Origin of the sequence: Paraburkholderia suaedae, assembly GCF_040812055.1 — a bacterium.
GTDB lineage: Bacteria > Pseudomonadota > Gammaproteobacteria > Burkholderiales > Burkholderiaceae > Paraburkholderia.
Genome location: NZ_JBFOAH010000043.1, coordinates 1 through 13,468, shown reverse-complemented (window position 1 = coordinate 13,468; position 13,468 = coordinate 1). Strand labels below are relative to the sequence as shown.

Annotated in this window: 10 protein-coding genes and 4 pseudogenes; 13 read left to right on the top strand and 1 reads right to left on the bottom strand. The window is 57.0% G+C overall.

All coding sequences use genetic code 11. The features are described from left to right. Positions 1-479: 479 nt before the first annotated feature. A pseudogene (locus ABQJ48_RS34190) lies at positions 480-671 on the bottom strand (integrase); the annotation flags it as partial. A gap of 5 nt (positions 672-676) precedes the next feature. Here ABQJ48_RS34190 and ABQJ48_RS34185 point away from each other — a divergent pair. The 13 genes and pseudogenes from ABQJ48_RS34185 to ABQJ48_RS34125 form a co-directional block, all read left to right on the top strand. Then, positions 677-1,144: pseudogene (locus tag ABQJ48_RS34185) on the top strand (tyrosine-type recombinase/integrase); the annotation flags it as partial. Between the two features lie 558 nt (positions 1,145-1,702). Then, a complete protein-coding gene (locus tag ABQJ48_RS34180) occupies positions 1,703-3,097 on the top strand; it encodes an aspartate aminotransferase family protein (RefSeq protein WP_367842339.1) in 1,395 nt (464 codons plus the stop codon). A 110-nt stretch (positions 3,098-3,207) separates the two neighbouring features. Next, positions 3,208-4,311, top strand: coding sequence for an ABC transporter ATP-binding protein (locus ABQJ48_RS34175; RefSeq protein WP_367842338.1), 1,104 nt, complete (start codon positions 3,208-3,210; stop codon positions 4,309-4,311). A 63-nt stretch (positions 4,312-4,374) separates the two neighbouring features. Further along, positions 4,375-5,424: an ABC transporter substrate-binding protein gene (locus ABQJ48_RS34170; RefSeq protein ID WP_367842337.1), complete on the top strand. Its 1,050-nt coding sequence runs from the start codon at positions 4,375-4,377 to the stop codon at positions 5,422-5,424. An 84-nt stretch (positions 5,425-5,508) separates the two neighbouring features. Continuing rightward, the gene (locus tag ABQJ48_RS34165; protein ID WP_367842336.1) at positions 5,509-6,780 is read left to right on the top strand and encodes an ABC transporter permease; all 1,272 of its coding nucleotides are present in this window, start codon (positions 5,509-5,511) and stop codon (positions 6,778-6,780) included. A 25-nt stretch (positions 6,781-6,805) separates the two neighbouring features. Then, on the top strand, positions 6,806-7,642 hold the full coding sequence (locus ABQJ48_RS34160) for an ABC transporter permease (protein WP_367842335.1): 837 nt from the start codon (positions 6,806-6,808) through the stop codon (positions 7,640-7,642). Between the two features lie 624 nt (positions 7,643-8,266). Beyond that, on the top strand, positions 8,267-8,653 hold the full coding sequence (locus ABQJ48_RS34155; RefSeq protein ID WP_367842334.1) for a RidA family protein: 387 nt from the start codon (positions 8,267-8,269) through the stop codon (positions 8,651-8,653). 471 nt (positions 8,654-9,124) lie between these two features. Further along, positions 9,125-9,736, top strand: coding sequence for a helix-turn-helix domain-containing protein (locus ABQJ48_RS34150; RefSeq protein WP_367842333.1), 612 nt, complete (start codon positions 9,125-9,127; stop codon positions 9,734-9,736). A 177-nt stretch (positions 9,737-9,913) separates the two neighbouring features. Further along, on the top strand, positions 9,914-10,834 hold the full coding sequence (locus ABQJ48_RS34145; protein ID WP_367842332.1) for a fumarylacetoacetate hydrolase family protein: 921 nt from the start codon (positions 9,914-9,916) through the stop codon (positions 10,832-10,834). A 13-nt stretch (positions 10,835-10,847) separates the two neighbouring features. Further along, entirely contained in the window at positions 10,848-11,630 is a 783-nt protein-coding gene (locus ABQJ48_RS34140) for an N-acyl homoserine lactonase family protein (protein ID WP_367842331.1), read from the top strand. Positions 11,631-12,026: 396 nt separating this feature from the next. Continuing rightward, a pseudogene (locus tag ABQJ48_RS34135) lies at positions 12,027-12,587 on the top strand (transposase); the annotation flags it as partial. Between the two features lie 198 nt (positions 12,588-12,785). Continuing rightward, entirely contained in the window at positions 12,786-13,217 is a 432-nt protein-coding gene (locus tag ABQJ48_RS34130; protein ID WP_367842330.1) for a hypothetical protein, read from the top strand. A gap of 21 nt (positions 13,218-13,238) precedes the next feature. Then, positions 13,239-13,343, top strand: a pseudogene (locus ABQJ48_RS34125) (AbrB/MazE/SpoVT family DNA-binding domain-containing protein); the annotation flags it as partial. Positions 13,344-13,468: the final 125 nt, after the last annotated feature.

Here is a 13,468-nt window from a genome sequence, read left to right as displayed (position 1 = left end):
AATCCAAGCCGATTTCCCGAATGTCTGCTCAACGCCTGTGAGCGGACGACTGCGAGTTGGAACGTTGGATGTCGCTTCAGGGTCGGGAGTGTGAATTCACCGATGGAGAAAGCTGCCGTTCGCCTGCTTGACGCTGTCACCGTCAGCAATCTGCCACATTGCTGACGTAGAACCCGGCCCATCCCAATGACGGCTCAGGCCGAGGACTTGCCGGCCGCCGGACAGCGAAGGGCCGCCGTGCGTTTGCAACGGTCACCTCTGTTCATGCCAGTCCGGTCGCCAAGGCGTGGCGGCAGGGGCCGGAGGAAGAAAGTCCCCGGCGTCGAATCCAGACCGGGTGCCGGACGCTCATCACGTTGTCCGGCCAGAGCTGGAGAAGTCGGTATCGGCGCGCCCGGCATGCGCGGGTGCCTTGCCGTTCACCGATGGCGCAGGTGACTGGGCTGTTGCCGCCCGTTTGTCGTCGTCGCGGGGCGCGGCTACCGGGCAGGGCGCGATGCGGGCTCACGGGTCGAAGCCGGCCGCGCTGGCCGACGCCGGAACGCCGCGCCAACCTGGCGGGCGCGTCGGGCCTCGTCCCCGTGCAGGTAGGTCGAGGTCGTCGCAATCGACGCATGACGCAGGTTGTCGCGCACCGCGACGAGTTCGACCCCGGCATTAAGCGCATGGGTGTACCGATGAACGCGGCGCCCACTGGCTCAATCTCGTGGGCAAGGGAGGCAAGCCCGGAAAGGTCGCATTGCCGCCGCTAGCGCGTACGGCGCTCGATCAGTATCTCGTGCAGCGCCGACTTCCAGTCACACCGGCACGGTGGGATCCGAAAGCCCCGCTACTGGCGAGCTTCGATGGGGAAAGCGCAACGGGCATCACCCGTTCCCGTCTGTGGTTCGTGATGCGCGGCTTTTTCCGCCTGACCGCCGATGTCATCGGTACCGACCATCCGGTACTGGCTGAAAAATTGCGTCGCGCCAGCCCCCACTGGACGCGCCATACCCACGCCACCCATGCGCTCGCTCGCGGCGCGGAGTTGACGACCGTGCGAGACAACCTGCGCCACGCCTCGATCGCAACGACCTCGATCTATCTGCAGAGCGACGAGGCAAAATGCTCCCGGCAGATGGATAAGGCGTTCGCCGCGCCGTAGCCCACGTTCTTTCAGACAGGGCGTCGCGGGCTAAACGTGCTAGTTTCCGTTTTCTCAAGCGGCCCCTGCTAACTCCTGTCGGGATACCTACTCACGAGCGCGAGATCGCGTATATCCGGCAAGGTGGCAAGTTAACAAGCGGACCGCGAACGTCATCGACAGATGTCCGTGGGAAGCCAGACCTCGTACGGAACGACCGTTCGTAAACCGTTCATTGGCGCAAACCCTTAGTTGCTAAATTCTACGAAAGAAGATAATTTCTTGAGTGTGGGATGTGACGCTGTTGAGTCGCCTGGCTTCAGATCGAAGACTTTCGTCGCATCAACGTATGAAGGATGAAAGTGTCTGACGGCGCGTCAAGACAAGAATTTGGGCCGCGGAATTGGTTAAGGGTGTACAGATACCGGTGGCATATTTTCAGCACGCCTAATTATTGGGGATGTTGAAATGCTGCGTTTTTCCTTTTCCGCCAGAGCGCAGCGCCTAGAGAATCTTGCAATGGCTATTCCTACCTTCCGCTTGCGGCGATGCATGACCAGCACATAACTAGGAGAAGACATGAATCAACCGATTGATGCACTGTTCGAGCAGGACCGAGCTCACTTCATGCATCCGTCCACTCACGCGTACGACCACGAACACGGCACGCTGCCGGGGAAGATCGTGCGTGGCGCCAAGGGTATCCGGATTGAAGATCATGAAGGCAGACAGTATATCGACGCTTTCGCCGGTCTCTATTGCGTCAACATTGGCTACGGGCGTGGCGAGGTTGCAGACGCCATGTACGAGCAAGCCAAGAAGCTGGCCTATTACCACACCTACGTTGGTCACTCCTCTGACGCGATCATCGAACTGTCCTCGCGGATTATTGACTGGGCACCCGCCGGAATGAAGAAGGTGTACTACGGGATGTCCGGGTCCGACGCGAACGAGACACAGGTGAAGATCATCTGGTACTACAACAATGTGCTGGGGCGCCCAAACAAGAAGAAGATCATCTCGCGCGAGCGTGGCTATCACGGTTCAGGCATCGTGACCGGCAGCCTGACCGGCTTGCCCAGTTTCCACCAACATTTCGACCTTCCGCTAGACCGCGTCAAGCACACTGTTTGTCCGCACTGGTACCGCAAGGCGCCTTTGGGGATGAACGAGTCCGAGTTCGTCGCTTATTGCGTGGACGAACTCGAAAAAATGATTGCGCTTGAGGGCGCTGATACGATCGCGGCCTTCATCGGGGAGCCGGTGATGGGCACGGGCGGCATCGTGCCGCCGCCGGCCGGCTATTGGCCCGCGATCCAGCAGGTGCTGAAGAAGCACGACATCTTGCTGCTCTGCGACGAAGTGGTTTGTGGCTTCGGGCGACTCGGCACAAAAATGGGCGCCCAATACTACGGCATCGAACCCGATCTCATCACGACTGCAAAAGGGCTTACGAGCGCATATGCACCGCTCTCTGGCGTGATTGTGGGCGAAAAGGTCTGGGATGTTATCGCGCGCGGCTCTCAGGAACATGGGCCGATGGGGCACGGCTGGACCTATTCGGGGCACCCCGTGTGCGCGGCTGCGGCATTGGCCAATCTCGAAATAATTGAACGCGAAAAACTTGTCGAGAATGCCGCGCAGGTCGGTGAGTATTTTGGCACCAGGCTTCGCGAAGAGTTCAGCACGCATCCGCTCGTAGGCGAGGTTCGTAGTACGGGCATGCTGGCCGCTCTCGAGTTCATGGCAGACAAAGAGGCGCGCATCCCCTTTGCCCCGGCCTTGAAAATCGGACCGCAGGTTGCTGCCGCGGCACTGGAGCGAGGCCTGATTGCTCGTGCGATGCCGCACGGTGACATTCTCGGCTTTGCGCCGCCGCTTGTGACGACCCGCGAAGATGCCAATGAGATTGTCGGCATCGTGAAACACGCCGTTGACGTGGTTGCAGAGCGCAATTTGACCGATGCCGACTGACCGGTGTCTGGTGCCTTGCGTTGGTATGAGCGAGGTTCGTACGAGGCCTGCGCCTTTGCGTACGTTACACCGCGATTTGATCGTGCTTGTCGAGTTGAGTGGAGGTGGCGGTGCAGAAAACTGATGAAGTCATTGTCAATTTTCGAGGGGTTCGGAAGACATACGACGGTGAGACGCTTGTCGTCAAATCGCTTGACCTAGACATCTATCGGGGAGAATTCCTGAGTCTGTTGGGACCGTCCGGCTCTGGCAAGACTACGTGTCTGATGATGCTTGCGGGCTTCGAATTTCCGACGGGTGGCGAGATTCGTCTCGAGGGGAAACTCCTGAACAATGTTCCGCCACACAAGCGGGACATTGGGATGGTATTCCAGAACTATGCGCTATTTCCGCACATGACCGTGGAGCAGAACGTCGGGTATCCGCTCAGCGTTCGAAAGGTGCAGGCAGGAGAGCGCGCTGCGCGTGTGGATGAAGCACTAAGAATGGTGCGCATGGAGAGCTTTGCGAAGCGCTATCCCGCACAGCTCTCCGGGGGGCAGCAACAACGCATCGCATTGGCGCGCGCGCTTGTATCCAAGCCCAAACTCGTGCTTATGGATGAGCCTCTTGGCGCGCTCGACAAGCAATTGCGGGAACACATGCAGTACGAACTGAAGTCGCTGCACGAAAAGCTCGGCCTTACCTTCGTGTATGTCACGCACGATCAGAACGAAGCCCTGACAATGTCAGACCGCGTCGCCGTATTTGACAAGGGGATCGTTCAGCAACTCGACACCGTTGACCACTTGTACGAATCGCCTTGCAACGAGTTCGTCGCCAACTTCATTGGCGACAGCAACCGGCTGCGGGGGACGATTGAATCATCAGACGGCGAGTTTTGTGAGTTGCGTCTTGGGAACGGTACACGGCTCGTCGGACGCAATGTCGGCAACGTAGCGTCGGGTGCCACCGCCGTTGCCTGCATTCGACCCGAACGCATAAATATCGCTTATGGAGAGAGTCGCTCAAACGATGCGGCTGCGAATGCGCTTGTCGGCGAGGCACGCAGCGTCATCTATTTTGGCGACCACGTACGGATGCGCTGTGCATTTCAGGGGCAGGATGAATGCTTTGTCAAGGTTCCGCTGGGGACCGATGCGCTTGAGCGTTTTTCTCCCGGAGCGCCGGTGACACTGGCGTTCGCTCCGGAGCATCTACGGGTCTTTGGCTAGCGTATTAAATCGTTAATGACAGGTGTTCGGAGCGAAGTTCAATTACCACCACGAGGAGATCCCATGATTATGAGAGCAACTTTTACCACACGTCGCGCAGTGGCCGTCCTTACGCTGGCGACCGTCGGTTCTTATGCTTCGGCTGCGGAACTGACAGTTGTCAACTTCGGGGGCGCTTGGGGCCAGGTGCAGAAACCCTCGTTTTATGAGCCGTTCGAGAAAGCGACAGGAAACAAGATTACAGTCGTCGAGTACAACGGTGAGACGGCCAAGGTGAAAGCTATGGTGGAGGCAAAGGCTGTCAACTGGGACGTCGTGGAACTGGAGTCGGGGGAGTTGAACCGCGGTTGCGACGACGGTTTGTTTGAACAACTCGACTGGTCAAAAATAGCGAAAAAAACGGACCTTGTACCGGACGCACCCCAGGCATGTGGGGTCGGCTTTGTCGTGTGGTCAATGGCAAATGCCTATAACGCGGACAAACTTAAAACACCGCCTACGAACTGGGCGGACTTTTGGGATGTCAAGAAATTCCCCGGCAAGCGGGGCTTGCGCAAGGGTGCGCGCTTCAATCTCGAGATCGCGCTGATGGCCGATGGTGTCGCGCCGAAAGATGTGTATAAGGTGCTGGAAACCAAGGCCGGCCAGGATCGCGCATTCAAGAAGCTGGATGAACTGAAGCCGAACATCCAGTGGTGGGAGGCTGGCGCACAGCCTCCTCAATTCCTCGTTGCTGGCGACGTCGTCATGTCGACCGCTTTTAACGGCCGTATCGATGCCGCTCGAAAGGAAGGTCAGAATCTGAAGCTCATGTGGAATGAAAGCATCCAAGATCTGGACTACTGGGCTATCCCGAAGGGCTCGCCGAACAAGGCGCTTGCTGAGAAGTTCATTGCGTACACGCTGACACAGAAGCCTCAGGAAGCATTCACTCAACGCATCGCATACGGCCCTGCGAATCTCTCGGCGTTGAAAACTCTCGATGCTACGACGCTCGCGAATCTGCCCAATTCTCCGGCCAATTCGAACAACTCCCTGCGTCAGAACATTCGCTTCTGGACTGACCATGGCGAAGAGCTGGAGCAGCGGTTTGCCGCGTGGGCGTCGAAGTAGCATCAGGCCTGCAACTATCTGCCGCACGACGCCCTATAGCATCGTGCGGCGATCCGCCGGCGTTTGTCTGGCTGGAGACAACTGTTGAATACGATATCCATCGCACCTTCCCCGTCGGCGCAGTCGACTGCTGCGCTGAAGCGCGAATTGAAGGCGGCCGAAGCTCGCAAGCGCACGATGGCGCTGCTACTGATTACTCCTCTAGCGGTCTTCCTGCTACTCATCTTCGTCGTCCCGATCGCGACGCTGCTCACGCGCGCAGTCAAGAATCCCGAGGTCCCGATTGCGCTTCCAAAGACGGTCACCGCATTGTCGAACTGGGACCGCAAGACACCGCCCGACGACGGCGCATACGTGGCGCTAGCGGCTGATATGACGAAACTTGCGCAGACCGACGCAATGGGCGCACTCGCGCGGCGCCTTAATCTTGAGATTTCCGGCTATCGCTCGCTGGTTGCGAAGACGGCACACGCGATGCCGCTTCAGGGTGCCAACGGGCAAACACTGACCCCCGCACAGATACGCGATCAACTCGTCGAACTGGATTCGCGATGGGGCAATGCGGAGTACTGGCAGGCAATCGTGAAGAATGGAAGCACGGTCTCCCCCTTCTATATCCTCGCCGCCCTAGACCACAAGGAAGATGGCTTTAGTCACATCGTGCACGCGGATCCAGACCAATCTATCTATCTCGCAATCTTCGGCCGTACGTTTCTGATCGGGGGGACGGTGACATTGTTCGCGCTTCTGCTGGGCTATCCACTGGCGTACTGGATCTCGAAGCTTTCCGAGCGGCGAGCAAATCTCGTCATGATCATGGTGCTGATCCCCTTCTGGACGTCGATACTTGTGCGGGTCGCGGCATGGATTGTTTTGCTGCAGCAGGAGGGGCTGATTAACAACGCGCTGATGGGCAGTGGACTGATCTCGCACCCGTTGATGCTTCTGTTCAACCGTGTCGGCGTATACATTTCGATGACACACATCCTTCTGCCATTCATGATTCTTCCCCTTTACAGCGTGATGAAGTCGATTCCGTCGACATATCAGCGCGCGGCAGTTTCATTGGGAAGTCATCCGTTCGCGGCCTTCTGGCGCGTGTACGTACCTCAGACATACGCCGGAATCGCGGCTGGGGCTTTGCTCGTGTTCATCCTCGCGATCGGTTACTACATCACGCCTGCGCTGCTTGGCGGGCCAGACGACCAGATGGTCAGCTATTACGTCGCGTACTACACAAATGTGACGATTAACTGGGGCATGGCTTGTGCGCTGGGCGGTCTGCTACTCGCGGCGACGCTTGTGCTGTACGCAGTATATGGCCGCTTTACGCGCTCTAACCTTAGCCTCGGCTGAGTCGGTAAATGAAAGGACTGGGAATATGAAATCTACAAGCCTAATGTTCGCGCCACACCTGTCAATCGTCGAACGGGCGTGGTATCTGGCGTTGCGACTGCTGGTAGTGCTGACGTTGCTTTATCTGATCCTGCCGATTCTCGCGATCGTCCCGCTGTCGTTTTCGTCGAGCACCTTCCTTGTTTATCCGATCCCTGGCTTCTCGACTCGTTGGTATGGGCATCTGCTCGCGTCGGACAGTTGGCAGATGGCTGCAAAAAACAGTTTCATTGTGGCGCCGTCCGCGACTCTCGTCGCAACCGTGCTTGGTACGCTCGCTTCGATCGGGCTAAACAAGGCTGATTTCCCTGGCAAAGGGCTTTTGATGGCGGTATTGCTGTCGCCCATGATCGTACCCGTCGTTGTGGTTGGTGTCGGAATGTATCTGTTTTTCGCGCCGCTCGGACTTGCGAACACCTACACGGGGCTTATTGCGGCACATGCCGCACTCGGGGTGCCATTCGTTGTTACGACGGTTGCCGCGACGCTTCAGGGCTTCAATCACAATCTCGTCCGCGCCAGTCTGTCCCTCGGTGCAAATCCGGTCAGGACGTTCTTTCGTGTGACGCTCCCGGTGATCGCGCCGGGTGTGATGTCGGGGGCACTGTTTGCGTTCGCTACCTCCTTCGACGAAGTGGTTGTCACACTTTTCCTTGCGGGTGCCGATCAGACCACGCTGCCACGTCAGATGTTCACTGGAATCCGCGAGAACATCAGCCCTACGATTGCAGCGCTTGCCACGATCCTGATCTGTTTTTCGACGGGCTTGCTGCTCACCCTCGAATGGCTTCGGGGTCGCCAGGCGAAGAAAGCGGTAAGTTGATGCGACGCCATTGAACAGGGCAGGACATTGGTTCAATGCGACGACAATCCGCTAAGGTATGTCATCCTAACTAACTGAGGACACGTGGAGTCTATTCCATCTGTAATTTGTTCAATAGTCAGTCCGGCCTGTTGACTGTTCTTCTATAGTAGATTTAATCTACATAAATGAATGCCGCGCTTGAGTGATGTGCGTCGAGGTCCTTCTTCAAGCTCGGATGCGGCTGTGCTTTTACTTTCCGAGCTGTGCGGGACTGCGGGCAATTGGCAGCCGTTTCCCATGTCCCGTGCGAGAAGGGCGTTATACGCGGCTGATCAGCCGAAAGATTGGTTTCGGCAGATCGTGTGCCATTTGTGCAATGCAGTCCTCCCAACTGCGGCACTGCATTGGCGGCATTTAGTTTCGACCTTTCCCGTCGGAAGTTTGGGTGAGCGACGCGTCACCCTGCATTAACTCGCTCTGAGCGAAGCTTGGAGTCTGAGTAAAGCTGTCATTCCGAGGAGCGAGAGGATGAGCATCGGTGTAATCAACAAGTGCGTTTCGGTCTTGTCCTGCGCACGCGGACCAGCGCAAGGTGACGTCTGGCCATCCTTCCTAAAGTCCTGAAAATCACGGAGCTAAAACATGACGATCAAGTTGCATAACCCGACTGGCATTGCACCGCCGTTTTCTTGCTACAGCCACGGTGCATCGGCACAGGGCGACTCACGCTGGCTTTACGTTTCTGGGCAAGTTGGTTGCACAACCGACGGTGTTGTGCCTGATGACCCGGAGAAGCAGATCGAACTGGCATGGGACAACCTGGTAGCCGTGCTGGCCGATGCCGGCATGACCGTAAAGGATCTGGTCAAGATCGAAGGCTTCATCACGCGCCCGGACCTCGTGCCGTTTTATCGCAAAGAGCGGGAGCGGCGCTTTGCCGGGCACGCCGCCGCCACCACTTTGGTAATCGTAGCTGGACTGGCAGAACCGAACCTGCTTGTTGAAATCCAGGCGGTCGCTGCTCGCTAGGCGTTGCACTGGATGAATAGTCGTGAAACGGGCGCATCCTGGCCGGAAGTGCCCGTTTCGCGTTGGAATCGCCATGTGTAGCGCGGCCGTGAGAGTTGCACATCAGCTCTGCTTGCTCAAACTCGGCGTGCATCCAAACGACGACCCCTCCAAGTAAGGTATACGTGCTGTTCCCCGTGCGGAGTGCTGCCGACCTGAGACGTTCCCAGCTCAATGGGCATGGCGCAGGGTAACCTCGAGATGCTCGTCGCTTCGCTTGCCCTAAGCCGCTCGAGATGTGGCCGCTGCACAATAGCCGACGCTGCGTGTGACGTGAAACGTTGCCACACAATCCCGAACTCGCCTTCTATGGTAGATTTTATCTCCGATGGTAGAGTATGATGGCAGCTAACTGACGTAGTTTCAAGGGTAACAAGGCGTTTGCCCTCGATAAACTAAACTTTCGTCGATCTAGTTAATGGACCGTTATACATGAGCAGGAAAGATACTCCTCCGCCCGAAGTCGACTCAGAGCACGACGAACTTGCTTACGAATTCGGACGACGCGTGCGGGCGCTCCGTGATCGCAGCGAAATGACCCTTGAAGACCTTGCGGCTCGGTCCGGCGTGAGCCGCGCCATGCTTTCCAAGGTCGAACGCGGCGAGAAGAATCCAACCATCGGAGTCGCGAAGCGGATAGCGCATGCGCTCGAGACGACACTGAGCTTCCTGACAGGGGGGGTAGAGGATCGACAGGCGGTGGTTATCGTCCGCCACGATCAGCGGCACGTTTTTCGCGATAGTGAATCGGGCTTTGAGCGTCACGTGCTGACGCCTACGATGGCCGGTAGCCGGGTCGAATTGCTGCAGCACCTCCTTCCTGCCGGAGTGTCCACGGGAATGATGCCCGCGTATCGGAGTGGAACGGAAAAGCATATCGCGGTGACCGAAGGTGAATTGATTGTTTCACTACCTGGGCAGGAAGTACATCTCGCAGAGGGCGATGCACTTTTCTTCGAAGCAAAGGTTGAACATGCGTTCACTAACCGGTCAAACAAGCGCTGCGTTTACTACCTGGTGATCTCCCATCGAGACGATAAGTAAAGGTTAGCGCAGGTTAGCTGGGAGCGTCGCTCCCATGTGAACGTTTTCCTTGACGTTCTACTATAGAAGATTTAATCTGCGAATTAGGCAGCGGGTTGCGCAGCGCGACAGTCATGAATGCTATGACGGCCATAGCGCGCCCGGAACATCAACTTCGTATATTTTTAGGAGTACACAATGAAAAATGTCGGGCTTGAGGTCAGTGACCTCAACTTGCGGTTGGCTAACCTGCGCGTCGATGGTGCACTGGCTCTAGGTGCTGAAATCGATGGGCGGCTCGTTAACGTCACTCGCGCCGGGACTGCTTTGTCCCTTCCAGCGCCTGTGGACATGGATGACCTGATCCAGAACCACCGCGCCGCAGATGTGCGCGCAATCGTTGATCAACTTCGCGAACGCGGTGACGCAGAATCTTTCACCGTCCCGGAAAGCACCTTCGCTCCCCTGGTTACCCGTCCACAAAAAATCATCTGTGTGGGATTCAACTACCAGGCGCACGCGGCTGAGACAGGTACGGCCATCCCCAAGGCGCCACCCCTCTTTAGCAAGTTTGTAAATGCCCTAAATCATCACGACGGCGTAGTAGAACTGCCTACGGCGGTGGACAGGGAGTTCGACTACGAGACGGAGTTGGTGATTGTGTTCGGAAAGAAGTGCAGGAATGTGCCGGAAGACGATGCACTTTCTGTCGTGGCGGGCTACTGCGTCGGCAATGACATCAGTGCCAGAGGTTTGCAGAACATTACTTCGCAATTTTTGGCAGGAAAAATGTCCGACGGCTTTGCGCCGTTGGGCCCTTGGCTCGCGCCTCGCGATCTGATTCAGGATCCCAACAATCTGCGTCTGCAGACTCGCCTCAACGGGGAACTCCGACAGGACAGCAGCACCAGTGAAATGATCTTCAATTGCAGGAAAATTATCAGCTACGTTGCCAGCATCATGACGATCGAAGCGGGCGATATTCTGTTCACCGGCACCCCACCGGGCGTGATCTGGGGGCAACAAGTGCCCCGCGAAGAGCGTCAGTGGTTAAAAGCCGGCGACAGGGTCGTTTCTTCCATTGAAGGACTGGGTGAACTAGCTGTTGATTTTCGTTGAGCCGGGGTTACTCATGAGCAAGGACGCAACAATCGAACGGCTGTACATTCTTGATGCCGGTATCGCGCAGGTCGACGATGCCTCCATCTATTCCCCCGGGGTCGATGTAGGCAAGCCAATGACCCTGAGTTGCAATGCGTATCTTATACGTCATCAAAACACGTGGATGATGTGGGACACAGGTACCCAGGATGACCTGATTGCTGAGCCAGGTGGCCGTATTATCGCGCACGGTATTCGCGGGACGGTCAGCAGAACCATTGCGTCGCAGCTTGGAGAAATAGGTGTCAGGCCAGACGAAGTGGCGAAGCTCGCGCTTTCACATGCGCATTACGACCATGTAGGCAACTGTCGTCTTTTCCAGAATGCCGAGTGGATCGCGCAAAGATCTGAGTACGACGCTATGTTTGGTGCTGACGCCGATGAATATGGGTTCCATCGCGAGCTCTATGATTCGCTGTTGGGTAACCAGACCACACTGATCGATGGCGACTACGATGTCTTTGGCGATGGGGCTGTGCGCATTATTTCGACGCCCGGTCACACCCCGGGACACTGTTCGCTGCTGCTGAACCTGCCTGAGACTGGCAAAGTGCTATTGAGTGGGGACGTCGCCCACAACCGTCGAAATTTTCAGTGTAGATGCGTTCCGTCGTTCAACGTCGATAAGCTCCAGTCGATTGCGTCAATGGACAAAGTCGAAGAACTTCTTGAGACGGAAGGTGCAACTCTGTTCGTGAACCATGACATTGTGCAGAACGGAACCTTGCCTCACGCCCCCCAGTGGATTACGTAAGGCAAGGTTTGTGGGTTATGGCTGCATTGAACAAGGCATGACCCGACGGCGGCGCCGACGGTATCAACCTCCCAGGTCGTCCTAGGGATCGTGCCTTATGCAATTTTTCTAGGCTGTTGGCGCTGATCTTCCAATCCGAAACGTTCAATCGATTTCGCGATCTTGCCGCTGATTGTCGGCAATGCAAGGTGTTGAACGCCAGGTATTGGTCGGACTGAAACCTTGCTGCACCGCGGCGCGGCAATCCGCAGAACAGGTTTTCACCAGTGACACAATTATTTCGCAACCCGAAGCCTTTGCCCATTGAGGCTGAGCCGACATCGGTACGCATCCATGGCGCGAGTTGACAGATTTATTGTCGCAACGTTGACAGATTTAATACGCTCTACGCTTCATCAAGGGCGTGGTGAATATCTGCCCAATGCGCGGCTGACGTTCGACAAGTTTCACGTCGTCGCCCACGCCTCCAAGGCGCTCGATACGGTACGCCGCCAGCAGCAGAAAGCCGACCCGGAGCTCAAAGGGATGCGCTGGACGCTGCTCAAGGACGCCAACAACCGAATCTGGCGCAACTGACCGACCTCGAGGCGCTGGTCAGGCAGTACGCCACCAAGCGCACCGCCCGCGCTTGGCTGTATCGGGAGCAACTGCGCTAGATTCTCGAACGCAAGCAGATTCATGTCGTCTCCGAGATGTTGCGGCAGTGGTGCACCAACGTCATGCGCTCGAAGGTCGAGCCGATGAAGGAGGGGCGCGAATGATTCGCCGGCACTTCGATGGCATTGTCGCCTGGACTCAGACCGCCAGACCAACGGCTTCATCGAGGCCATCAACGGCTTGTTTCAAGCTGCCAAGCGCAAGGCTCGCGGTTACACGCGCTTCACGACGATGCGCACTGTCCTCTTTCTCATCGCCGGCAAGCTCGATTTCTCCAGCTTCAACCCGCATGCCTCGTGAGCCCCGTTACCCACTGCGTTTTCAAAAGAGCCATAAAAATGGAAACCCGATACCGCTTGTTTATCGATGACATCCGTGACCCCGTCGCATCCGATTGGGTAATCACGTACGTCCCTCGAGGCCGCTGCGATTCGCGAAGCTCGCGGCTGTCCCTTCGAAATTTCCTTCGGTCACGATTCGGGCGGTGAGGATACTGCAATGGTCGTGGTCAGGAAGCTGATTGCGATCGACCTGGATGCCGGCGGCGGATTCATCCCTGCCGGTTTCGTCTACTCGGTTCATAGCGCGAATTCAGTCGGCAAGCGCAACATCGAGGGCCCGCTCGATGCGGCGCGACTGCAGGCCATCGGCGAGGCGGACCGCTGCGGGCGCAGGATGGCCAGCTGCGCGAGCGCAACGGCGGCGGTTTTTACTCTATTCTTTCGGTATCGTTCGGCCGGAGGAGCAGTCATCCGCGCCGACGGAGAAGGACATTCAATGTCTTTTGGCGCATGTTGCCCCGTATTCGGAAGTCTCCGGGAAGGACATTCGGGCAGCGGCGGCCTTAAGTCCACGACGGCTTGTGGGGCGACAGTGGCATACGGCGACGGATGTAATGACATTGTTTTGACGCTGCCTATTTGGGTATAACATTGTTATTACGTTGCAGTGATGAAAACGACGAATCGCAGAATGGGCAATTCGCAAGGCGTGCTGATTTCGAAGCCCGTCCTCGCGCAGTTGGGGTTGGAGAACGAAGTGGAAATGGAAGTCGAAAAGTAAGCGGCTCGGCCGGACCGTCTCCCGATGCTGATTTTTCCAACGCATGATGGGCGCGTTTAGATTGACGGAGCCAGTCAGCCATGTCGAACGCAGGGAACCGTGCCCATTCCCATCGCACG